Annotated in this window: 18 protein-coding genes; 11 read left to right on the top strand and 7 right to left on the bottom strand. The window is 75.7% G+C overall.

Annotation, left to right across the window (positions count from 1 at the left end):
* The first annotated feature begins 137 nt into the window (after nt 1–137).
* From SVTN_RS05355 to SVTN_RS05345, 3 genes are all read left to right on the top strand, one after another.
* On the top strand, nt 138–1,550 hold the full coding sequence (locus tag SVTN_RS05355; RefSeq protein WP_041133623.1) for an aminopeptidase P family protein: 1,413 nt from the start codon (nt 138–140) through the stop codon (nt 1,548–1,550).
* A 234-nt stretch (nt 1,551–1,784) separates the two neighbouring features.
* Nucleotides 1,785–3,041, top strand: a complete 1,257-nt coding sequence (locus SVTN_RS05350) for a sialidase family protein (protein WP_425429043.1) — start codon at nt 1,785–1,787, stop codon at nt 3,039–3,041.
* A gap of 83 nt (nt 3,042–3,124) precedes the next feature.
* Complete coding sequence (locus tag SVTN_RS05345) at nt 3,125–3,523, top strand: STAS domain-containing protein (RefSeq protein WP_041128007.1); 399 nt, start codon at nt 3,125–3,127, stop codon at nt 3,521–3,523.
* On the opposite strand, the gene SVTN_RS05340 is transcribed toward SVTN_RS05345, so the two are convergent.
* A complete protein-coding gene (locus SVTN_RS05340) occupies nt 3,472–4,170 on the bottom strand; it encodes a response regulator (protein WP_041133621.1) in 699 nt (232 codons plus the stop codon). The two genes, SVTN_RS05345 and SVTN_RS05340, sit on opposite strands and share 52 nt — an antisense overlap.
* A 2-nt stretch (nt 4,171–4,172) precedes the next feature.
* Complete coding sequence (locus SVTN_RS05335; protein ID WP_041128006.1) at nt 4,173–5,504, bottom strand: sensor histidine kinase; 1,332 nt, start codon at nt 5,502–5,504, stop codon at nt 4,173–4,175.
* A 204-nt stretch (nt 5,505–5,708) separates the two neighbouring features.
* Between SVTN_RS05335 and SVTN_RS05330 the strand changes: the two genes are divergently transcribed.
* The 5 genes from SVTN_RS05330 (at nt 5,709) to SVTN_RS05310 (ending at nt 11,577) form a co-directional block, all read left to right on the top strand.
* Entirely contained in the window at nt 5,709–6,410 is a 702-nt protein-coding gene (locus SVTN_RS05330) for an ABC transporter ATP-binding protein (RefSeq protein WP_041128005.1), read from the top strand.
* Entirely contained in the window at nt 6,407–8,782 is a 2,376-nt protein-coding gene (locus tag SVTN_RS05325; protein ID WP_041128004.1) for an ABC transporter permease, read from the top strand. The genes SVTN_RS05330 and SVTN_RS05325 overlap by 4 nt, the downstream gene beginning before the upstream one ends.
* Before the next feature lie 68 nt (nt 8,783–8,850).
* Complete coding sequence (locus SVTN_RS46100) at nt 8,851–9,366, top strand: PadR family transcriptional regulator (RefSeq protein WP_041128003.1); 516 nt, start codon at nt 8,851–8,853, stop codon at nt 9,364–9,366.
* A 103-nt stretch (nt 9,367–9,469) separates the two neighbouring features.
* Nucleotides 9,470–10,684 (top strand): DUF2306 domain-containing protein, encoded by a 1,215-nt coding sequence (locus SVTN_RS05315; RefSeq protein WP_052498992.1) that lies wholly within the window; start codon nt 9,470–9,472, stop codon nt 10,682–10,684.
* Between the two features lie 23 nt (nt 10,685–10,707).
* Nucleotides 10,708–11,577, top strand: coding sequence for a hypothetical protein (locus tag SVTN_RS05310; RefSeq protein WP_159026425.1), 870 nt, complete (start codon nt 10,708–10,710; stop codon nt 11,575–11,577).
* A gap of 15 nt (nt 11,578–11,592) precedes the next feature.
* On the opposite strand, the gene SVTN_RS05305 is transcribed toward SVTN_RS05310, so the two are convergent.
* Nucleotides 11,593–12,141: a hypothetical protein gene (locus tag SVTN_RS05305; protein WP_041128000.1), complete on the bottom strand. Its 549-nt coding sequence runs from the start codon at nt 12,139–12,141 to the stop codon at nt 11,593–11,595.
* Between the two features lie 164 nt (nt 12,142–12,305).
* Here SVTN_RS05305 and SVTN_RS05300 point away from each other — a divergent pair, with 164 nt between their 5' ends.
* The 3 genes from SVTN_RS05300 to SVTN_RS05290 all read left to right on the top strand — a co-directional run bounded on the left by SVTN_RS05300 (nt 12,306) and on the right by SVTN_RS05290 (nt 16,676).
* Nucleotides 12,306–12,884: an isochorismatase family protein gene (locus tag SVTN_RS05300; protein ID WP_041127999.1), complete on the top strand. Its 579-nt coding sequence runs from the start codon at nt 12,306–12,308 to the stop codon at nt 12,882–12,884.
* Nucleotides 12,885–13,032: 148 nt separating this feature from the next.
* The gene (locus SVTN_RS05295; RefSeq protein ID WP_245727449.1) at nt 13,033–15,540 is read left to right on the top strand and encodes an NB-ARC domain-containing protein; all 2,508 of its coding nucleotides are present in this window, start codon (nt 13,033–13,035) and stop codon (nt 15,538–15,540) included.
* A 149-nt stretch (nt 15,541–15,689) separates the two neighbouring features.
* Complete coding sequence (locus tag SVTN_RS05290; protein ID WP_159026424.1) at nt 15,690–16,676, top strand: hypothetical protein; 987 nt, start codon at nt 15,690–15,692, stop codon at nt 16,674–16,676.
* Nucleotides 16,677–16,716: 40 nt separating this feature from the next.
* Here SVTN_RS05290 and SVTN_RS05285 read toward each other — a convergent pair whose 3' ends face one another.
* The 4 genes from SVTN_RS05285 to SVTN_RS05270 all read right to left on the bottom strand — a co-directional run bounded on the left by SVTN_RS05285 (nt 16,717) and on the right by SVTN_RS05270 (nt 21,776).
* Complete coding sequence (locus SVTN_RS05285) at nt 16,717–18,525, bottom strand: hypothetical protein (protein ID WP_425428946.1); 1,809 nt, start codon at nt 18,523–18,525, stop codon at nt 16,717–16,719.
* A gap of 122 nt (nt 18,526–18,647) precedes the next feature.
* Complete coding sequence (locus SVTN_RS05280; protein WP_041127998.1) at nt 18,648–19,181, bottom strand: carboxymuconolactone decarboxylase family protein; 534 nt, start codon at nt 19,179–19,181, stop codon at nt 18,648–18,650.
* Nucleotides 19,182–19,290: 109 nt separating this feature from the next.
* The gene (locus tag SVTN_RS05275) at nt 19,291–20,532 is read right to left on the bottom strand and encodes a cytochrome P450 (RefSeq protein ID WP_041127997.1); all 1,242 of its coding nucleotides are present in this window, start codon (nt 20,530–20,532) and stop codon (nt 19,291–19,293) included.
* Nucleotides 20,529–21,776, bottom strand: coding sequence for an FAD-dependent monooxygenase (locus SVTN_RS05270; RefSeq protein ID WP_052498989.1), 1,248 nt, complete (start codon nt 21,774–21,776; stop codon nt 20,529–20,531). Before SVTN_RS05270 ends, SVTN_RS05275 begins: the two co-directional genes overlap by 4 nt.
* Nucleotides 21,777–21,845 lie beyond the last annotated feature (69 nt).

The following is a 21,845-nucleotide window of genomic DNA, read 5'->3' as shown; positions in this document are numbered from 1 at the left end:
ACCGCCCCCGCCGCCCGGGGTGTGGCCGATCTGTGCCACTGGCCGATCCGGGCACCCGGCGGGCCCGCGGCGCAGTACCGTCCGGGTGCCCGCCGACGACCGGCGGCCGAGAACGTACCCGGAAGAAGGTGCAGGACGTGGCGAACGCTCGCAAGAACGGCCTCTACAACGGCGTCTCCGAGGAGCTCTCCGCTCTGATGAGGACGGGCTGGGCGGACACCGAGCGGCACGACCTCGAACCGGCCGAGCAGGCCCCCTACGCGGCCGAGCGCCGCGCCGCGCTCTCCGCTCTCTTCCCCGGCGAGCGCCTGATCGTCCCCTCGGGCAACCTCAAGTACCGCTCCAACGACGACAACTACCCGTTCCGCCCGTACTCCGGCTATGTGCACATGACCGGCGACCAGGCCCGCGACGGCGCGCTCGTCCTCGAACCCCGCGCCGACGGCGGCCACGACGCCTACTGCTACCAGCTGCCCCGCGACAGCCGCGACAACGACGAGTTCTGGATCGGCTACACCGCCGAGCTGTGGATGGGACGCCGCCGCTCCCTCGCCGAGTCCGCGACCGTCCTCGGCCTGCCCTGCCGCGACGTCCGCACCATCACCGAGGACCTCGCCGCCGGCTCCGACCTGCCGACCCGCATCGTCCGCGGCATCGACCCGGCCCTCGAAGCCGCCGTCACCACCGACGAGGAGCGCGACGCCGAGCTGGAGGGCGCGCTCAGCGACCTCCGCCTCGTCAAGGACGCGTGGGAGCTCGGCGAGATGCGCAAGGCCGTGGACTCCACCGTGCGCGGCTTCACCGACTGCGTCGCCGAACTCTCCCGGGCGATCGCCTCCTCCGAGCGGTGGATCGAGGGCACCTTCTTCCGCCGGGCCCGCCTGGAGGGCAACCACGTCGGCTACGGCTCGATCTGCGCCGCCGGCGACCACGCCACGATCATGCACTGGACGCAGAACGACGGCCCGGTCGTCCCCGGCGAGCTGCTCCTCCTCGACGCGGGCGTGGAGACGCACTCCCTCTACACCGCCGACGTCACCCGCACCCTCCCCATCAGCGGCACCTTCACCCCCGTCCAGCGCCAGGTGTACGACGCGGTGTACGAGGCCCAGGAAGCCGGCATGGCCGCGGTGAAGCCCGGCGCCCCGTACCGCGACTTCCACGAGGCCTCCCAGCGCCACCTGACGGCGCGCCTCGTCGAGTGGGGCTTCATCGAGGGGCCCGTCGACCGCGCCTACGAGCTCGGCCTCCAGCGCCGCTTCACCATGGCCGGCACCGGCCACATGCTGGGCCTGGACGTCCACGACTGCGCGCAGGCCCGCACGGAGGAGTACGTCGACGGCGTCCTCGAACCGGGCATGGTGCTCACCGTCGAGCCCGGCCTGTACTTCCAGCCGGACGACCTGACCGTGCCCGAGGAGTGGCGCGGCATCGGCGTCCGCATCGAGGACGACCTCGTCGTCACCGACGAGGGCCACGAGAACCTGTCGGCCGGTCTGCCGCGCTCCTCGACCGAGGTCGAGGAGTGGATGGCCCGGTTCGCGGGCTGAGCCTCCCGCCGGGGCTCGGAAGAGGGGCCGTCCGCGTGAATTCACGCGGACGGCCCCTCGTGTCGTCCCGGAGTACGGCTCGTCGCGCCGCCGGGGAGGGACGGTGGGACGCGTGACCGTGATGCGGCGCCAGGGGGGCCTGTGAGGCGCGTGACCGTGAGGAGCGTCCGGCTGGTCGTCCTGTCGCTCCTGGTGCCGGCCCTCGCCGGACTGACCGTCGTCGAACTCGCCGCCGTGGAGCCGGTGGAGCCGGGCCCGCCGGGGGTCGCGGCGGGGGCCGCGGCGGGGTCCGCCGGGGAGCCGGGGCCGCCGGAGGGCCCGGCCGGGTGCGAGGTGTCCGTCCCGTACGCCGCCGGCGTCGGCGGCTACGCGAGCTACCGCATCCCGGCCGCCGTGCGGACCCGCGCCGGGACCGTGCTCGCCTTCGCCGAGGGCCGCAGGGGCGGGGCGGGGGACAGTGGCGACATCGACATCGTGGCGCGGCGGTCGGAGGACGGCGGCTGCACCTGGGGGCCGACGCTCGTCGTCGCCGCCGGGGACGGCGACACGCGCGGCAACCCCGCACCGGTCGTCGACCCGCGCTCGGGCGACGTGGTGCTGCTCAGCTCGTACAACGGCGCGGAGGCGACCGAGCGGCGGATCCTGCGCGGTGAGGTCTCCGCCGCACGAGGCCGCCGGGTCTTCGTCCAGCGCAGCTCCGACGACGGGCGGACGTTCTCCGCTCCGCGCGAGATCACCGCGCGCGTGAAGAAGCCCGGATGGCGCTGGTACGCCACCGGGCCCGGCCACGCCCTCGCCCTGACGCGGGGCCCGCACGCCGGCCGGCTCGTCGTGCCCGCCGACCACTCGGCGGCGCCGCCCGAGGGATCCACGGACACCGGCGAGGAGCCCCGCCACTACGGGGCGCACGTGCTCTACAGCGACGACGGCGGCCGGTCCTGGCGCCTCGGCCTGGTGGACGACGCCTACGACGGGTTCGTCAACGCCAATGAGACGGCCGTGGCCCAACTCCCCGACGGAAGCCTGTACTTCAGCTCCCGCGACCAGCTGGGGACGAGCCCCGGCAACCGCGCGGACGCCTCCTCGCGCGACGGCGGCACGAGCCTCGACCGCCCCTTCGCGCCCCAGCACGCCCTGGACCGCGTCCCCGTCGTGCAGGGCAGCCTGCTGTACGTGGGCGGCCGTGACGGGATCCTGCTGTTCTCGGCCCCCTCGGTGCCGGACGCCCGCGCGGAGCCGGCGGTCTGGACCAGTACGGACGGCGGGCGGACCTTCACGAAGGCCCTGACGGTGGACCGGCGGAAGGCGGCCTACTCGGACCTGGTGCCGCTGGACGCGGCGACGGTCGGCCTCCTCCACGAGACCGGGACGAGGAGCCCGTACGAGACCGTGGAGTTCCGCCGCATCCCGCTGGCGGCGCTCCGCGCACACGTTCGGCCCGCGCTTGCCCGAACGAGGGAAAGAGGTCCGGATGTTCACCGATTCAGGTGACAGCGGCCGAGGTGAAACGTCCCTCCCCGCAGCGGGGCGGCCACGCTCGACGTGACACATGGAGCCACCCTGTGGAGCGTCCGATGCAGCTGATCCCCCGTCATGACCCGTACCTCGTCGTCGGCTCGACCGGCGGTCACACCGTCGTCGCCCTCCGGGGCGAGCTCGACCTGGTCCTGGTGCGGCACCTGCGGCCCGAGCTCGACGCCCTCGTCCGGGAGTCCGACGCCCTGACCGTCGACATCCGGGGTCTCACCTTCTGCGACGCCACCGGGCTCGGACTCCTCGCCCACTGCGCCGGGCGCATGCGCCGGCGCGGTGCACGCTGGCGGCTCGTCTGCGACCAGCCGCGGATCCTGCGGCTGATCCGGCTGGCCGCGCTGGGCGACCTCCTCGACCCGGAGGCCGGACCACCGGAGGACCCGGTCGTTCAGTCCGTGCCGTCGCCGGCCGAGCCCGGGGTGACGAGGCCCGTCTCGTAGGCGGCGATCACCGCCTGGGCCCGGTCGCGCAGCCGGAGCTTCTGGAGGATGCGGGCGACGTGCGTCTTCACCGTCGCCTCGCTCAGCCGGAACCGCGCGGCCAGTTCGGCGTTGGTGTGGCCGCGCGCCAGGGCCTCCAGGACCTCCAGCTCGCGCGGGGTGAGCGTGGCGAGTTCGCGGTGCGGGGCGACGGTCCGCGGCCCCGTCCCCGTACCGGAGGCGGCGAAGCGCTCCACCAGGCGGCGCGTGATCGCCGGGGCGAGCAGGGCGTCCCCGGAGCGGACGAGCCGGACCGCCGCCGTCAGGTGCTCGGGCGTGACGTCCTTGAGCAGGAAGCCGCTCGCGCCCGCGGCCAGCGCCGCGTACACGTACTGGTCGAGGTCGTACGTGGTGAGGACGACGATCCTCGGCCGTGTCGCCGTCTCGTCCGCGAGGATGCGGCGCGTGGCCTCCAGACCGTCCGTGCCCGGCATCCGGATGTCCATCAGGACCACGTCCGGCCGGGTCCTGCGGACCGCAGCCACCGCCGCGTCGCCGTCGGCGGCCTCCGCGACCACGTCGATGCCGTCGGCGGCGAGGATCATCCGGAAACCGGTCCGCACCAGCGCCTGGTCGTCGACGATCACCACGCGCGGAGCGTCGGCCACGGTCACGGAACCTCCCACGGAATCACCGCACGGACCCGGTACCCGCCGTGCGGGCGGCCGCCCGCGTCGAGCGTACCGCCGTACACCGCGAGCCGTTCCCGCAAGCCGAGGAGTCCGTGACCGCCGCCCGGCTCCGCCGTCCGCAGCCGGCGCCCGCCCGTGTCGGACACCTCCACCCGCAGCCGGTCCGCCCCGTACTCGACCGTCACCGACACCCGCGCGCCCGCCGCGTGCTTCACCGCGTTCGTGAGGCCCTCCTGCACCACCCGGTACGCGGCGAGGTCCACACCGGCCGGCAGCTCCACCCGGTCACCCCGCACCTCCACCTCCACCGGCACCCCCGAGGCGCGCACCCGGTCCGTCAGCTCCGTCAGCGCGTCCAGGCCCGGCTGCGGGGCGAGCGCCACGGCGACGGCCGGATCGGGACCGTCGGCGGCCATCGTCAACAACCCCATCACGTGCCGCAGTTCCGACATCGCCGTCCGCCCGGCCGCCTCCACCGCGAGCATCGCCTCCCGGGCCAGCTCGGGCGAGGCGGCGAGGACCGTGCGCGCCGCACCGGCCTGGATCGTCATCATGCTCACGTTGTGGGTCACCACGTCGTGCAGCTCCCGGGCGATCCGCGACCGCTCCGCCTCCACTGCCCGGCGCAGCGCCGCCTCCTGCTCCGCCCGCAGCACCCGTTCCCGCTGCCGCCACAGGTGGACGCCGTGCGAGGCGAGGGCGAGCGGGAGGAGGACGAGGAGGGGCACCAGGTCGCTGTCGACCTTCGGGACCAGCGGGAAGACCGCGTACAGCAGGGCACCCGCCAGGAGCGAGGCCAGCACCGACTTGCGGTGCGGGCTGTGCATCGCCGCGCTGTACGCCGCGACGAGCCCCGCGGCGAAGGTGGTCCGCGTGGCGTCGTCGGCCGCGTCCCCGAGGTGCAGCACCACCGACGCGACCGTCACCACCCAGTACACGGCCAGCGGGAAGCGCCGTCGCAGCACCAGTGGCAGCGCGGTCAGCAGCGCCGCCACGATCTCCCAGGCCTCCACCGGCGGCAGCACGTGCTCCACGGCATGCAAGGGGCGAGGGTCCGGAGCCCCCGGAACCCCCGGTACGTCCGGGAGCGCGGGCGGAGTCGGAAGGCGCCCCGTCACCGGTGCCCCGCTCACGGCCGGGTAGGGCCGGAGCTCGACGTACGTGCGGTCCAGGTTCCCGACGAGCGTGGCCACGGCGAGCGACAGGGCGAGCAGCCCGTCGGCCAGCCACGCCCAGCGGGACAGCGGGGGCAAGGCGCCGATGGTCCGCGATCCGCGTATCCGGCCCAGGAATTGCTCGTACCTGCTCACCGGTGCAGTGTGCCAAGCGGGCCGCGCGGGCGAATCGGCCCGGGGGACCAGGGCGCCGTCCCCGCGATGTACATCGCGCGGATGACCCGCCCGCGCATCCACCGCACACGGTACGGATCTTCGCCACCGCGGCCGACGCGGCCGGGGGCGGGCCGTTCCTAGCGTCGGTGCACACCCACTCGACCCCGAGCCCCGGAGGGCCCCATGACCCCATCCTCAGCCGAGCCGCTGATCGACCTGAGCGAGGTCGGCAGGACGTACGACGAGGGGCCGGCCGCCCTCGCCGGGCTGAACCTGCGCGTGGCACGAGGGGAGTCGCTCGCCGTGCTCGGTCCCTCCGGCAGCGGCAAGTCGACCCTGCTCAACCTCCTCGCCGGCCTCGACCGGCCGAGCACCGGCCGCGTGACCGTCGACGGGCTGCGCGTCGACGCGCTGAGCGAGACGGCCTCCGCCCTCTACCGGCGCGACCGCGTCGGCATGGTCTTCCAGTTCTTCAACCTCCTCGACGACCTCACCGTCCTCGACAACGTGCTGCTCCCCGCCCAGCTCGCCGGCATGCCGCGCGGCCGGGCGGCGGCCCGCGCCGCCGAACTCCTCGACCAGCTCGGCGTCGCCCGCCACGCGCGCGTGCACCCCGGCCGTCTCTCCGGCGGCGAGCGGCAGCGCGTCGCCGTCGCCCGCGCCCTGATGAACCGTCCGCCGCTGCTCCTCGCCGACGAGCCGACGGGGGCCCTGGACACCGCGTCCGGTGCGGACGTCCGCGACCTCCTGCGCGAACTGAACGCCGACGGACAGACGATCGTCCTCGTCACCCACGACCTCGCGCTCGCCGAGGCCTGCGCGACGCGCACGATCGAACTCGTCGACGGCCGCATCGCCCGCGACGTCACGGCGGTGGCCCGATGAGCGCGGATCCCACCACCGGAGGCGCCCTCGGCCGCGTCGTACGGGCCGGGGTCGGGCGGCGTCGTACGCAGACCGCCGTCATGGTCCTGACCACGCTGCTGTCCGTCGCCTCCGCCGTCCTCGCGCTCGGCCTCCTCGTCGCCTCCGGGGCGCCCTTCGACCGGGCCTTCGCGCGGCAGCACGGCGCCCATCTGACCGTGCGGTTCGACGGATCGGCCGTCACCCCGGAGCGCCTCGCCGCCACCGCCCGTGCGTCCGGGGTGGCCGCGGCCTCGGGTCCCTTCGCCGTCACCTCCCTGCGCCTGAGCGCGGACCGGGCGGCCCCGCCCGGGTTCGCACCGCCGCCGCTGACGGTCGTCGGCCGGGCCTCCGCCGCCGGGCCCGTGGACGCGGTGACCGTGGTGGAGGGCCGGTGGGCCACGGCTCCCGGCGAGATCGTCCTGGAGCGGGGATCCGAACCTCCGAGAACCGGCCCGGGAGTCCGGGTGACCGCCGGCGGCGTCACCCTCACCGTGGTGGGCATCGCCGAGTCGGTCGGCGAGAGCGCCGACGCCTGGGTCGTACCCGAGCAGCTCACGGCGCTCGCGGGAGGGCGGCCGCCCGCGCTCCAGATGCTCTACCGGCTCACCGCGGCGGACACCGCCGCCGAGGTGACGGCCGGGCGGAAGGCCGTCACCGCCGCCGTACCCGCCGGGGCGGTCACCGGCGCCCGCTCGTACCTCGACGTGCGGGAGACCGCGCGCGCGGCCACGGCCGCCTTCGTGCCCTTCGTCACCGCCTTCGCGTTCCTCGGGCTGGCGCTGTCGGTCCTGGTGATCGGCATCGTGGTGAGCGGAGCCGTCGGCGCCGCGACCCGCCGGATCGGGATCCTCAAGTCCCTCGGCTTCACCCCGTTCCAGGTGGGACGCGCGTACGTGGCGCAGGCGCTGATCCCGGGCACCGTCGGGGCCGTGCTCGGCGTCGCCCTCGGGAACGTGCTCGCCGTACCCCTCATGGCGGAGGTCTCCGAGGTGTACGGGACGACCGAGATCCTCATCCCCGTGTGGGTCGACCTCGCCGTACCGGCCGGCGGGCTCGCCCTCGTGGCCGCCACCGCCTTCGGGCCCGCCCTGCGCGCGGCCCGGCTGCCGACCGCGACGGTCCTCCGCATGGGCCCCGCCACCGGAGGCGGCCGGGGGCGCGCGCTCCTCGGCCTGCTCGGGCGCCTCCCGCTGCCCCGGCCGGTCACCCTGGGCCTCGCCGCGCCCTTCGCCCGCCCCGCACGAGCGGCGAGCACGGCCGCGGCGGTGACCTTCGGAGCCCTCGCGGTGACCTTCGCCGTGGGACTCGGCAGCACGCTCGTCGCCATCAAGGCCGACGGAGACCCGGACCGGGGCGGCGACGTCACCGTCCACACGATCGCCCCGCCCCACGGGGACCCCGGAGCGCCGGGCGGGGAGATGCCCCGGCAGGCCGATCCGGCCGCCGTCGCGGCGGCGATCGCCGCGCTCCCGGGAACGGCCTCGGTGTACCGGACGGCCCGCACCCAGCTGGACGTGGCCGGGCTCAAGGGCGGGGCGCCCCTCGTCGCGTACGAGGGGGACACGGCCGGCAGCCGCCACACGATGGTCTCCGGCCGTTGGTTCGGGGCCACCGGGGAGGCCGTCGCCCCGACCCGGTTCCTGCACACCACCGGAGTCCGCGTCGGGGACACGGTCACCCTCTCCGAACAGGGCCGCACGGCCCGGGTCCGGATCGTCGGTGAGGTCTTCGACCTGGGCGACGACGGCATGACCCTGCGCACCGGGGAGGCGTCCGTCGCCGCGCTGCACGCCCGCTACCAGCCCGCCGACTTCGCCGTGACCGTCACCGGGGGCACGGACGCGGCGCGCTACGCGGAGCGCCTCGACGCCGCCGTGGCACCGCTCGGGGCGGAGGCCGCCCTCACCGAGGGAAGCAGGTCGGGCGTCATCCGGGCGATGCAGGCCCTGATCGTCACGCTCACCCTGATGCTGGTCGTCGTCGCCTGCCTCGGGGTGCTCGACATGGTCGTCCTCGACACCCGCGACCGCGTCCGTGACCTGGGCGTCTTCAAGGCCCTGGGGATGACCCCGCGGCAGACGGTCGCGCAGGTCCTCACCTCCGTCGGCGCCATCGGCCTCCTGTCGGGCGCGGTCGGCGTACCGCTCGGCGTGGCCCTCCACGGCTGGGTGATGCCGGCGATGGGCCGCGCGGTCGGCACCACGATCCCGCCCGCCGACATCGAGGTGTACGGCACGCCGCTGCTCGTGCTCCTCGCGGCGGCGGGCGTCGTGATCGCGACGGCCGGTGCGCTGCTCCCGGCGGGCTGGGCGGCCCGTACGGCCACGGCGCGGGCACTGCGGACGGAGTAGGAGCGGAAGGCCTGGCCGGGGGCACTGCCCCCGGCCACCGCACCGGCCCGCCGCGATACCGTCGCCGCATGTCTGAAGTCCGGTTGACCACTCCCTCCTTCCTCGTGCTCGGCATCATCGACAAACTGGGCGAAGCCAGTCCGTACGACGTGAAGGTGGAGGCCGCGCGGACGGTGGCCCCGTTCTGGTCCATGCCGCACGCGCAGGTGTACGCGCAGTGCGACCGGCTCCTGGAGGCGGGGCTGCTGTCGGAGGTGCGCCAGCCGGGCGGCCGCAACCGGCGTCTGATGAGCCTCACGGAGGAGGGGGCGGCCGCGCTGCGCGGTTGGCTGGCCGACCCCTCCTTCGTCCCGGTCGAGGCCCGCGAACGGGGCATCCTCAAGCTGTGGTTCGGCGCCAGCCCGCGCGTCCACGCCCCGGTCCAGATCGACGAGCACCGCAGGACCCTGGGCGAGTACGAAGGCCTTGCGGACGAGGTCGGCGAGCTGCTGACGCGCGGGCAGCGCGAGGCGCTGGAGTTCGGCATCCGCTATGAGCGGATGATGGTCGATTTCTGGCAGTGGGTGGAGAGCCGCGAGCCCTGATCTCGCGAACGACGGCTTGTTACCGACCGGTTGACCCCGGCCGGCTCCCGCCCTACCTTCCTCCATAGTCCAGACAGGACTATCGGTGATGGGGGGAACCGCCATGAGGCGTACGGCCGGCACGCGACGGGGGTGGGGGCGGGCGGCCACCGTCGCGGTGACCGTGGTCTGCCTGGCGTACGCGCCGATCGCCATGACCGAACTCTGGCCGTACGCCCGCCCGGGAGCGCCCGCCCTCGGCGAGTGGCTCCTCGGCCGGGCCGTCTCCCCGGAGTTCGTCGCCGAGGCCGTGCGCGACCGGATGGGACCGTACGGGCGCAGCCTGATCCCCCTGATCGTGCACGCGGTCCTCGGCGGCCTCCTCATGCTCCTCGGCCCCGTGCAGCTGCTCTCCGCGGTCCGGCGCCGCATCCGGCTGCACCGGATCACCGGCACCGTCTTCGCCGTCACGGTGTACGCGTCGATGGCGGGCGCCGCCCTCTACCTGGTGCGCACCCCGCCGGCGGAGGCCTTCAGCGGGGCCGCGTTCTGGATCGTCCTCGCCACGATCCTGGTCGGCACCGTCGGCAGCGTGACCTTCGGGATCCTCGCCGCCGTCCGCGGCTTCCCGGACCTCCACCAGCGCTGGCTGCTGCTCTGCTACGGCTTCCTGATGACCGCCCCGCTGCTGCGGATCGAATGGGGACTGCTGCCCTCGCTCTACCCCGGCCTCGGCCTGGCCGACATCAACCGCGTCGCGATCATGCACCTCGGCGCGCTCGTCTCCTTCGGCGCCCTCCTCGCCTCCCGCGCCCTCGACCGGCGCGCCACCGTTCCCGGCCTGACCGGCACGTGGTGCCCGCTGCCGGTGCGGGTCGCCGCCCACCTCGCGGGCGCGGCCGGCCTGGTGCGGATCACCGTGGCGTTCCTCGACGAGGGGACCGCCGGGCGGCGACTGCTCCTCGCGTACCTCGTCCCGTACGCCGTGACGTACGCCGTCATCGCCGCCCGGGCGGCACGCGCCGGCGCACGGGGCGCCGCGTGGCCGCGCGAGGAGTGGTCGCTGCACCTCGCCGCCCTGTGCCTGGCACCCGCCTTCTCGGCGGTGACCTTGCCCGTACTCGAACGGACCCTGGGCCTCGACCGGATCACGGCCCTCGTCGCGGGCGTCGGCATCGGCTGCGGCATGCTCGCCTACGCGGCCGTCACGGCGGTGAGCCTGCGGATCCTGTACGCCCGTGAAGTCCTCAAGAGACAGCGGGAGTTCGCCGACCCGCCGACGACTCCGGCGGATGCCCGGGTCGCGGCGGGCACCAGCCGGGAAGGAGCCCAGGGATGAGCGTCGTTCCGCAGGAGACGGCCATGAGCACCGGAAGCCCCGAGGGCCGCGCCCTCTCGCCCGCCGTCGTGGTCCTGAGCGGCGTCGTCGGCGGCATCAGCGCCACCGTGGGCGCACTGCTCGCCGTGGCGAGCCTGGCCGGGCACGCGGCGGGCGCCTGGGTGTCGCCCGAGGCGCTGAGCCCCGGCCTCGTCGGGGCGGCCATGGCGGGCGTGGCGCCCGCGCTGTTCACGGTCGGCCGGGCCCGCGTCTGGGAGGAGGTCCGGTGCCTGGTGCTGCCGCTCGCGATCGTCCTCGTCGGCCTCTTCACGGTGTCCGTGCTCAACGCCGGCACCCTCCAGGCCGTACGGGGCGGCCCGCTGTTCCTCGCCCTGTTCAGCCTCGGCTGGGTCGCCACCCTCGGCGTCCTCGCCCTCGCGGCGGTGGGCTGCCTGGCGGCGCAGTACCGCAGACGGCCCGGCGGCACGGGGGCGGCGGGGCGGCGTCCGGTCGCCCCCCTGCCCGCCTGGTCGAAACCGCTGCTCGCCGTCCTCGGCTCGGGATGGCTCGGCATCGGCGCCGGCCTGCTGTGCTTCCCCGCCTTCTGGGGAGCCCTGCTCCCGTGGACGGTGAACCGCGCCGACGCACAGGGCCTCGGCGTGTGGGCGCTCGCGCTCGGCGTCGGCGTCCTCGGCTCCCTCGTGGAGGACGACCTGGCCCGTATCCGCCCCGCGCTCCGGGCCGTTCCGGCGGTGGCCCTCGCCCTCGCCGTGGTCCTCGCCGCCCACGCCTCCACGGTCGACTGGACCTCAGGACCCGGCGCCGCCCTCGTCACCCTCGTCGCGGGGCTCCTCGTCACGGGCGTCTCGGGCCGGTGGCTGCTCGGCCGGGCCGTGCGGCGGGACAGGCCCTAGGGCCCGTCCCGCGGATCACGGTCGCCGGCGCGGGGCCTCGTCGTCCGGGGTGTCCGGGCTCGCGAAGTGGAAGGGCACCGCGAGGTGTTCGGCCAGGGCCCGGCCGGCCGCGCCGGCGGCCACGGCCTCCGGACGGCGCACCTCCTCGGCCCGCGCGGCGCCCAGGTGCCGTACGGCCGTCTCCCGGTAGATCGTGGCGAGGTGGTGCTCGCCCACGGGCTCGGCGGTGATCGCGAGGAGGATCACGAACCAGTCGTGGACGGTGTCGCCGTCCCAGACCGCCTCGATCGCGACCAGGGGCCCCGGGCAGCCGGAGGCCCGTGCGGTCAGCGACTCCAGGTCGAGGGGGCTGAGGGGGGTGCGCGCGATCCGGTCGCCGTGGTGGAGGTACCGCTCGTGGACGACGCCCTCCGCCTCGTGGAGCCCCAGACCGCGGTTCCGGCAGGTCTCCCAGACGACACGTGCCGCCTGGAGCCGGCGGTCCTGGAGGACGTACCCGTCGACCTCGCCGCGAATGCCCTCCGGCAGCAGCGCCCACCACTCGGACGTCGTCAACTCGGCCATGCGGATCCTCCCCTTGTTCCCGGCCCATGAGGTTACTTGCAGGTCGGGGGCGTGCGCCCGGGGATTTCGGCCCGTGCCGGGGGCCGTGCGCCCAGGGAATCCGGCCCTCTCCGGCGGGGCGAAACCCCGTGGCGGGTGGGGCCCGTGGGAGTGATGATGGCCGGATGACCCAGCGCGCGCAGCCCGTGGATGCCCTGATCGTCGTCGACGTGCAGTCGGCCTTCGTCACCGGTGACGGGGCCGTGCCCGCGGCCGGCCGGCTCGTCGACCGGACGACCGACCTGATCGCCCGGGCCCGGCGGGACGGGGCGTTCATCGCCCACCTGCAGAATGACGGGCCGCCCGGCGCCGAGGACGAACCCCACACGCCCGGCTGGGAACTCCACCACCCCGTGGAGCCCGGACCCGCCGAGGTGGTGATCCGCAAGCCCCACGACGACGGCTTCCAGGAGACCGCGCTCGGGGTGGTCCTCGCCGACGCGGGGGTGCGGGCGATCGCCGTCTGCGGCGTCATGTCGGAGATGTGCGTCCAGGCGACGGCCCGTACGGCCCTGGCGCTCGGCTACCGGGTCGTCGTCCCGCACGACGCCCACGCGACCCAGGACATCCCGGCGGCGCCGGGCATCAGCGGGACGATCCCGGCCGCGACGGTCTCCCGCGTCGCCGCGTACGCCCTCGGGAGCGACGCGGAGACCACCGTCCCGGCCGCCGCCGTCACGTTCACGGCCCCTACGGCGCCCTGAGGCACCCGCCCCTCCTCCGCCGAGCGAACGGAATGCGCCACGCGCCGCGTCAGCGCGACGGCGAGCGGGCTGTTCAAAGGCTTGTCGATCTCTCTACGGTGGTGCCGGGGCGTCTCGTCGGCGTTCCGCGCGACAGGTTGGGGGAGCGGTGGAAGAGCTGGCGGCGCTCGCCATGTCGGGGGTGACGACGGTGTTCGGGCTCGTCGTCTCGGACGTCTGGGAGCAGGCCAAGGCGCGGGACTGGCGCCTGTTCCGTCGACGGGGTTCCGGTGAGGACACCGGTCAGGACGCCGAGGGGATCGCCGGGGAACTGGAGGCCGCCGGGCGGGAGGTGGCGTCCGCGCGGGCCGCCGGGAACGAGGCGGAGGCCGCCGCGATCCAGGAGCACTGGAGCGAGCGGCTCCTCCGGGTGCTCCGCGAGGACCCGGCCGCCGTGGCCGAACTCCAGGAGCTCATCGCCGCCTTCGGGACCCCGGGCACGGCCACGTACAGCGGCGGCGGGGTGAACCACGGCCCCGCCTTCCACGGATCGCAGATCCACGGGGACGTCACGATCCACGTGCAGCAGGCAGCTCCCGCTCCCGCCCCCGTGTCGTACGAGCCGCGTCCCGACCAAGTCCCCGCGCTCACCGCCGCGTTCGTCAACCGCACCGCCGACCTCTCCGAACTCGACGGCTGGTTCGGACGGCCCTCGTCCACCGCCCCGCCCGTCGGCATCGGCGTCCTCCACGGCCTTCCCGGTGTCGGCAAGACGGCGACCGCCTGGCACTGGGCCACCACCGCCCGCGAGCAGTACCCCGACGGCCAGCTGTACGTCGACTTCGCCGCGCTCCGCGGACAGGCCGGAGGCGACGTCTCCGAGGCCGTCGCCATGTGTCTGCGCGGCCTCGGCGTCAGCGACGCCTACATGCCGGGATCCCTCCAGGAGCGGGCCGCGCTGTTCCGCTCCCGTACGGCCGGACGGCGGCTGCTCGTCGTCCTCGACGACGTCGGCGAACCCGCCCAGGTCCGGCCCCTCGTGCCCAAGGGCCCCGGCAGCGCCGTGCTCGTCACCAGCCGGACGGCCCTCGGCGAGCTGGTCTACGACGGCGCCAGGGTCCTCGCCCTCCGGCCGCTCGACCCGGACGGCGCCCTGCGGCTGCTCGCCGAACGCTGCGGGGAGGACACCGTCGAGGCCGACCGGGCCGCCGCCGAGCGGCTCATCGAACTCTGCGGGGGACTGCCCGTCGCCCTGCGGATCGCCGCCGCACGCCTCCTCACCGACCGCACGCTCACCACGACCGCCCTGGCGACGGAGCTCACGGACGAGAACCGCCGGCTCGAAGGCCTCTCCCTGGGGCCCCTGGGAGGGGAGCACTCCATGTCCGCCGTACTCAACCCGACGTACCGCCTCCTCCCCGCCGGGGCCGCCCGCCTCTACCGGTACCTCGGCTGGCACCCGTGCCGCACCCACGACGTCGACACGGCCGCCGCCGCCCTCGGCGCCACGCCCGCCGAGACGGCCCCGCTCCTCGCCCGCCTCGCCGACGACGCCCTGCTCGAACGGACCGCCGACCGCCGCTACCGCATGCACGACCTCGTCCGGCTGCACGCCCGCGAGCGCGCGGTCGCCGAAGAGCCCCGCACCGGGGAGCGGGAGCTCGTCGCCCGCGTCCTCACCCACCAACTCGTCCTCACCGCACGCGCCGACCGGGCGATCCGCGAGGACCGGCTGCGCATCGCCGACCTCCGCGCACTCCTGGACGGGACGTCCGACCCGTTCGCGGCACCCGGCGGCCCCGCACCGCTCGCCTGGCTGGAGAGCCGCAGCGCCGACATCCTCGCCGTCCTGCGCGCCGGAGCCGCCCAGGAGGGCCTGGAGACCCCCGTGTGGCAGCTGGCCGAGGCGTACAGCGTGCTCTTCCTCCACCAGCGGGCGCTCGGCCCCTGGCGGGAGTCCCTCGAACTGGGCGCCGCCGCGGCCGCGACCGCCGTCGCCCCCGCGGCCGAGGCGCGCCTGCGCAGCCTGCTCTCCCGCCCCCTGCTCGACCTGGGCGAGGACGAGCGGGCCCGCGCCGAGCTCGACACGGCCCTCGCCTGCGCCGAGGTCGCCGGACACCAGGTGCTCAGCGCCTCGGTCCGCGAGTTCGACGGCCGGTACTGGGACCGGCACGACCCGGCCCGCGCCGTCGCCGCCTACCGCGCCTCCCTGGAGCTCAACAGCGGTGCGGGGGAGGCACGCGGCGCGGCGATCGCGACGTACTTCCTCGGCTGCGCCCAGGACGCCGCCGGCGAGCACACCACCGCGCTGACCACCCTGCGCGCCGCCCACCGGATGCTGACGGAGTGCCGGGACCCGCGCATGGCGGCCCGCGCCACGGCCGCCCTCGGCATCGCGCTCGACCACCTCGGCGACACCGAGGAGGCCGTACGCGCCCTGGAGGCCGCCGCCGGCACCCTGCGGGCCGAGCGGGCCACCCACTACGAGGCCCAGGCGCTCGTCGCCCTCGCGGACATCGCCGAACGCACCGGACTCCGCCGGGACGACGTCCCCGGCTGGCTGGAACGGGCCGCCCACATCCACGAGGCGGGCGGCAGCCCCCTGGCCCCCGCCCTGCGCGAGCGCCTGCGGCCGTACGCGCAGGGAGGAGGGGCCGGGCCCGAGGAACAGGGCTGAGCCGTCGCCCGTGCCTCCCCGCCCCCGCGTTGCCGGAAGCAGGAAGGCACGGGGGCGCGCGGCTGCCCGGCTCCGCCCTTGATGCCCCCTCCTCGCCGGGCGGACGCTGATCGCGCACACGTCCTCGGTGAGAGGCAAGGGGGCCCGGGATGCGTCATGTGCCGTTCTTCCGCTGGGTGGCGACGTTCGGTCTGATCCTGCTCGGCTGCTCGGCCGTCCTGGACGCGCTCGGGACGGTCGGGTTCCTGTTCATGGCCGGTGGCCTCTTCGGCGGGACCGTCCGTGCCTTGTACCGGTCCAGCGGCACGCATCGGCGGCCCAGCCGCCGGGCGCTGCTGCTGCGGGACGCCGCCGCACTGGTGGATCCGAGGAACCGCCGGGCCGTACGTCGGGCGGCCCGGCTGCGGGAGGTCGCGGCCCTCGTGGCCCGGGACCACCGGAAGGCCGTGGAAGCGGTCCGTACGGCGTGGACCCCCTCGCTCCGGGCACAGGTGGACGAGGAACTGGCCCTGATGCCCGTGACACGGCTCAGGCGGGTGGCCGGAAAAGCCTTCCCCGTCGGGGAGTTGGCCGAGCACGGCGTCCACACCGTACGGGACGTGCTCGACGCCGAGGAGTGGGGCCTCGAACACGCCGGCGTGCCACGGCACACCGCGGGTCCGGCGGTCGCCGCCGCGCGGAGGATCGCCCAGGAACGGGCCAGGGCCGTGACGGTACGGATCGAGGCGGACCGGCCGGAGCCGCACACCACGGCGGTGCTCGCCGCCCTCCGGGTCCTGGTGGAGGCCGGGCCGCGGGCGAAGGGCGCGGCGGAGCGGGGCGCGGCCCTGGCCGCGCGCCTGGACGCGCTGCTCGCCGACGCGGCACCCGCCGTCCGGATCCGTCCCCTGCTGACCGCCGGTCCGGACCAGCTCCGGCGCGCCAGGGCCGCCCTCGAGGCCTTGCACCCGCTGCTCGACCGGGCCGAACGGGAAGGCCTCGCCGAGCGGTTCGCGCAGGCCTCCGTCGACCTGCTGCGCGGGCCGGACGCCGACCCCGCCGGGCTTGACGCCTGGGTCGACTTCGAGTCACGGCCCGAGAAGTACCAGGCCCTGCTCACGAAGTGCGCGGACCGAACCCTCACGTGGGCCGACTGACGGGCAGCCGCGGCCGCGCGCGCTCCGTCCGTCGTGAGGCTCAGCCGTCCTCCGGCCCGGTGGCGGGGAGGGTGCTCAGGACGACGTCCTCCTCGGACCGGGCGTCGACGCGCAGGCGGACCGCGCCCTCCAACGGCAGCCCGGCGCGGAGGCAGGCGTACGTGACGGCCGCCGCGTGCTCGGGGCCGGTCGCGGTCGCTTCGACGAGCCGGCCGTCCCGCAGGCCCACCAGATGGCGGCCCGCGTCGAGGGCGGCCGCGGCGGCGAGGCAGCCGGGGCGGGCGGCGAGCGTGTCGGCGATCCACCTCGCGGCGTCCGGCGAGGGCGGGGCGGCGCGCAGGACGACGGACGCGCTCTCGGCGACCCGTAGGTCCCGCTCCGCTTCCGTGCACGTGAGGTGGTCGAAGAGCCCGGGAGCGTCACGGAGACCTTCGTCGCCCGCCACCGCCGCCGGGATCCGCTCCATGTCGACGACGGCGCGGGCCACGCGCGTGCGTACCCGCCAGGACGTGACCGGTTCCGCCGGCACCCGCACCGGGGCGAGGGCGCGTACCGGCGGCGGCCCCGAGGAGGGCTCGGGCAGGCGCAGCAGCTCGTACAGCACCGAGCGCAGCCGTACGAGGGCCCGGCCCGGTTCGCTGAACGCCCGCTCCGCCACCTCCGCGTACGCCGCGCGCGCCTCCGGTCCGAGGGCCGCCTCCACCTGGCCGCGCGTATCCCGCCCGGGGTCGAGGCGCGGCGCGTGCCGGCCCAGGACCTCGGCGGCCGTGCCCGGCACCGAATCGCTCCCGAACGTCGCGAGCAGCACCGCCCGCCCCAGCGCCGCGCCGTACAGCGTCACCGAGCCGTGGTCCCCGACGACAAGGTCGGAGGCGAGGAGCACCGACCGCCAGGCGTGCGCCGGGGGAACCAGGATCAGACCCGCGTCGAGCGCGGCGGCGAGGTTCCGCCGGAGCTGCCAGGAGCCGTGCGCCGCCCACACGTTGGGGTGGACGATCGCCGCCACGCGGTACGTGTCGTACGGCAGCGCGGCGAGCAGCCGCGCCGGCAGACCGGGGTCCCGGCCGAGCAGCGAGGTCGGACCCCAGGTCGAACTGATCACGACCAGCCGCCGGTCGTCCCCCACGTCGAGGGCCGAGCGGTACGCGGGGCGCAGCACCGCGCTCGCCGCCAGTTCGTCGAAGCACGGATCGCCCACCAGCAGCGTCCGTCCCGCGGCCTTGGGGTGCGCCGCGAGCAGCTGCTCCCCCTGGTCCGGGTGCGAGGTCGCCAGCCAGGCCCGGCCCGCCTCCAGGAGCGCGTCGGGCACCAGGCCCGAGAGCCGGACGCGGTCGGCGCGGGAGTCCGGCACGTACTTCTGGAAGCCGATGCCGTGCGGGAGGACGAGCACGGGGCACGTCCCCTCGGGGACGTCGACGTTCTCGCTCGCGGTGAGGACCAGGTCGGGGGAGACGTCGCCGAGCTGCGACCAGGGCATCACGCGGCAGCCGGAGTCGTGGAGCAGGTCGAGGACGCCGTCGTTGAAGGCGGAGGTGGGGTCGTACGCGAAGACGACGCTCACCCGGCTGTCGTCGCGCAGGACGGCGGGGAGGCACTCCAGGACCCGGGTGGTGGAGACGACGGTCCGCGCGGCGACGACGAGCGTCCGCTCGCCGGGGAAGGTCCGCCACCGCTCGGCGTCCGGCCCGACGGGAACGCGGAGGGGCCGCTCAGCGTGCATGGCCGCCCCGTCCACATACGCCCAGGTCACCCGCTCCGCGGCTCGCGGCTCGCGGCTCGCGGCTCGCGGCTCGCGGCTCGCGGCTCGCGGCTCGCGGCTCGCGGCTCGCGGCTCGCGGCTCGCGGCCATCGTCCGGTACCTCAATTCCTGGGGGAAGGCAATGAATCCGCGGCCCGGTTCCGGGCCGACCGCCACCCTATCGGCTCGGCCCGGACTCCACCGGGAACGTCCCCGTCGTCACACGGACCCGGTCACCCCTCCTCGGCCTCCGGCTGGATCCCCGCGAGGAGGTTGAAGGCGCCGGTGAGGAGGTTGAGGGTGACGACGCCGACCACCTCGGCGATCACCCGGTCGCTCCAGCCGTGGGCCCGTACCTCGGCGACGTCCTCGTCGGAGAGGGCGCCGGGCTCCGCGAGGACCCGCAGCGCGAGGCCGATCAGGGCGGCCTCGCGGGGGTCGGTCGACGTGCCCTGACGGGCGAGTTCGAGGTCGGTCTCGGTCAGTCCCGCCGCGCGGCCGGCCTCGCGGTGCGCCTCGCGGCAGGTGCCGCAGCCGATCCACTCCTGGACGGCGAGCGACAGCTTCTCGCTCAGTGCGCGGGGGATCTTCACCCGCTTCATGGCCCGCGAGAGGCTGAGATAGCCGTCGAGCAGCGCGGGCGAGTGCGCCATCGTGGACACCATCTCGCCGACGGAGCCGTGCCGTTCGACGATGTCGGCGAGCAGTTCGCGTGCGCGGCCGGGTGCCTGCTCGGGGGCGAGCGCGGTCAGTCTTCTCGTGGTCATGGAACCCCTCCTCTATATACCCTTGGGGGGTATAACGCAGGAGGGTGGGGAGGCGTTCCCGGGGCTCATGGGAAACCTGGGCCAGCGAGACAGCGGCAGAGGGGCGGCGTCAGCAGGACAGCGTCAGCCGTGACGGGCCGTGGAACACCCAGTCCGGCGCGTACTCCACCTCCACCCCCGGCCGCGCGCCGCGGCCCAGCGCGGGCAGCCGGTCCAGGAGGACGCCGAGCCCGATCTCCGCCTCCGCGCGGGCGAGCGCCGCGCCCACGCAGTAGTGGATGCCGAAGGCGCAGTGCCGGCCGCCCTCCCGGTGGATGTCGAGCGTGTCGGGGTCGGGGAAGCGCGCCGGGTCCCGGTGCGCCGAGCCCAGGACGAGCCGCAGACGGTCGCCCCGGCGTACGGACCGGCCGGCGAGCTCGGCGTCCCGGTGCGCCCACCGCGTGACCATCTGGACCGGTGGGTCGTGGCGCAGGAACTCGTCCACGGCCTTCGGCAACAGGCCCGGATCCGCCCGGAGTTCCTCCCCGACGTCCGGGCGCGCGAGGAGGGAGAGCACCGCCTTGCCGATGAGTCCCGTCGTCGTCTCGTGGCCCGCGGTCAGCAGATGGACGCAGGTGGCCGTCAGCGCCTTCGTCCCCAGGGCCGGGTCCTCCGCCCCGGCCCGGGCGAGTGCGGAGAGCAGGTCCCCGTGACCCTCCGTACGCCGAGCCGCCAGCCCCCTCCCGAAGTACGCGTCCAGTTCCGCCGCCGCCCGGTCGGCCCGGTCGAGGGCGGCCGGCGAGCGGTCGCCCCGTGTCCCGCCGGCCCGCTGGAGGGCGAGCGCCTCCGCCCGGAACCACGGCCACCGCGCGCCCTTCACCCCGAGCAGCCCCGCCACGACGAGCAGCGGGTAGGGCGCGGCGAAGCCCTCCACGAGCTCCGCCACGGGCCGCCGCGCGAGCGGCCCGACGAGCTCCTCGGCGATCTCCCGTACGCGCGGCCGCAAGGCCCCGACGGCGGCCGTGCCGAGCGGCGGGGCCACCAGGGCGCGCAGCCGTGTATGGCGGGGCGGGTCGAGGAAGACGAGCCAGTTCTCGACGATCCTCCGCAGCGTCGCGTACCCCTCCGGCACCGGTGCGGCACGCGCGTCCGACGGGTTCCTCCGGCCGAAGCCCCGGTCGGTGAGGACCCGCGCCACCTCCGCGTGCCCGAACAGGTACCAGGTCGTCGGCCCGGAGCCGCTCCTCGGGCGCACCGCGTGCACCGGGTCCGTCTCGCGGTAGCGCCGGTAGACGGGGTACGGGTCGGCGAGCGCGAGCCGTGCGGGATCGAACTCCTCCGGAGGCCCGGCCCCGGCCGGGGAGCGGCTCATGCCCCCGCCCCGCGCACCAGGTCCGCGAGCCGCCCGGGGTCGGCCGGCGGAGCCGTTCCGCGCCAGGCCACGTGACCGTCGGGGCGTACGAGGACGAACGGCCGCTCGTACCGCCGGGCCACCTCCTCGTCGCGGCAGCGCACCACGCCGAGCGGGACCCGGCGCTCGGCGAAGGCGCGCACCAGGCCGTCCGGGGCGCCCGGGCCGGGAGCGGGGGCCGCGTACGGGCCCGGGCCGAGGCACAGCAGGACGAACCCCGGGCCGAACAGGTCGAGCGTCGACCGGCCGGGGCCCAGCGGGACGTGCGGCGCCCGCGCCCCCGGCAGGGCCGTACGGTTCCACCACGGCTCCCCGCCAGGACCGGAATCCTCTCCGCCGGTTCTCTCCGTCTTCTCGTCCGCGATCACCGGCGAGGTGTACCGGTACGCGAAGTGGGCGTCGGGCACGGTGAATTCGCGCCCCGGATCGGACGCGGCGATCTCCCGGCCGAGCGCGGCGCGCTCTCGTTCCCCCTCGGGCGTCGCGTCGCACAGGGCGCCGGAGAGGCGCCGGTCGACGGTCCGCCGCAGGTTGCGGTGGCTCTCCTCCAGGCAGGCGACGGCCACCGGGCGCCGTTCGCTCTCGTACGCGTCGAGGAGCCCGGGACCGGCCCATCCGGCCAGCTCCGCCGCCAGCTTCCACCCCAGGTCCGCCGCGTCGCCCACCCCCGTGGCGAGCCCGAGCCCGCCCGAGGGCGACAGCGTGTGCGCCGCGTCCCCGGCGAGCAGCACCCGCCCGCGGCGGAGCCGGGCGGCGACCCGGTCGCCGAACCGGGCCCGGTTCAGCCAGAGCGGCTCCGTCGTCTCGAGCCGGAGACCCGGGATCCGGGTGGTGTCCGCGACGAGGTCGCGGAGTTCGTCCACGGTGGGGGCGGCGGTCAGCGCGGGGTCGGGATCGTCGCGGAAGCAGAAGAAGCGGAAGCCGCCGCCGGGCAGCGGGAAGACGAGCAGCGAGCGGTGCGGGGCCAGGAAGATGTGCCCGCGGCCCGGCCGTTCGCCGAGCGTCCAGGTGGGGCGGGCGTTGCCCTGGACGACCTGGAGGCCGGTGCGGCGGCGGCCCTCGAAGGGGATGCCGAGCCGGTCCCTGACCACACTGGCGGTGCCCTCGCAGCCGACGATCCACGGAGCGGCGGCGGACTCGACCGTGCCGTCCCCGTGGCGCAGGGTGTACTCGGCCCGGTCCTCGTGGACCTTGAGGTCGGTCACCTCGGTGTTCCACTCGACGCGGGTGCCGAGCCGGGCGAGTTCCGCGCACGGGAGCCGTGAGGGAGTCGA

Origin of the sequence: Streptomyces vietnamensis, from assembly GCF_000830005.1 — a bacterium.
Lineage (GTDB): Bacteria > Actinomycetota > Actinomycetes > Streptomycetales > Streptomycetaceae > Streptomyces > Streptomyces vietnamensis.
This window is presented reverse-complemented; position numbering and strand designations above follow the sequence as displayed.

Coding starts and splice junctions, on each gene's coding strand:
- SVTN_RS05345 (WP_041128007.1), top strand. CDS start 3,125: ATGCAGCTGATCCCCCGTCATGACCCGTACCTCGTCGTCGGCTCGACC.
- SVTN_RS05330 (WP_041128005.1), top strand. CDS start 5,709: ATGACCCCATCCTCAGCCGAGCCGCTGATCGACCTGAGCGAGGTCGGC.
- SVTN_RS05325 (WP_041128004.1), top strand. CDS start 6,407: ATGAGCGCGGATCCCACCACCGGAGGCGCCCTCGGCCGCGTCGTACGG.
- SVTN_RS46100 (WP_041128003.1), top strand. CDS start 8,851: ATGTCTGAAGTCCGGTTGACCACTCCCTCCTTCCTCGTGCTCGGCATC.
- SVTN_RS05315 (WP_052498992.1), top strand. CDS start 9,470: ATGAGGCGTACGGCCGGCACGCGACGGGGGTGGGGGCGGGCGGCCACC.
- SVTN_RS05310 (WP_159026425.1), top strand. CDS start 10,708: ATGAGCACCGGAAGCCCCGAGGGCCGCGCCCTCTCGCCCGCCGTCGTG.
- SVTN_RS05305 (WP_041128000.1), bottom strand. CDS start 12,141: ATGGCCGAGTTGACGACGTCCGAGTGGTGGGCGCTGCTGCCGGAGGGC.
- SVTN_RS05300 (WP_041127999.1), top strand. CDS start 12,306: ATGACCCAGCGCGCGCAGCCCGTGGATGCCCTGATCGTCGTCGACGTG.
- SVTN_RS05290 (WP_159026424.1), top strand. CDS start 15,690: ATGCGTCATGTGCCGTTCTTCCGCTGGGTGGCGACGTTCGGTCTGATC.
- SVTN_RS05285 (WP_425428946.1), bottom strand. CDS start 18,525: ATGGCCGCGAGCCGCGAGCCGCGAGCCGCGAGCCGCGAGCCGCGAGCC.
- SVTN_RS05280 (WP_041127998.1), bottom strand. CDS start 19,181: ATGACCACGAGAAGACTGACCGCGCTCGCCCCCGAGCAGGCACCCGGC.
- SVTN_RS05275 (WP_041127997.1), bottom strand. CDS start 20,532: ATGAGCCGCTCCCCGGCCGGGGCCGGGCCTCCGGAGGAGTTCGATCCC.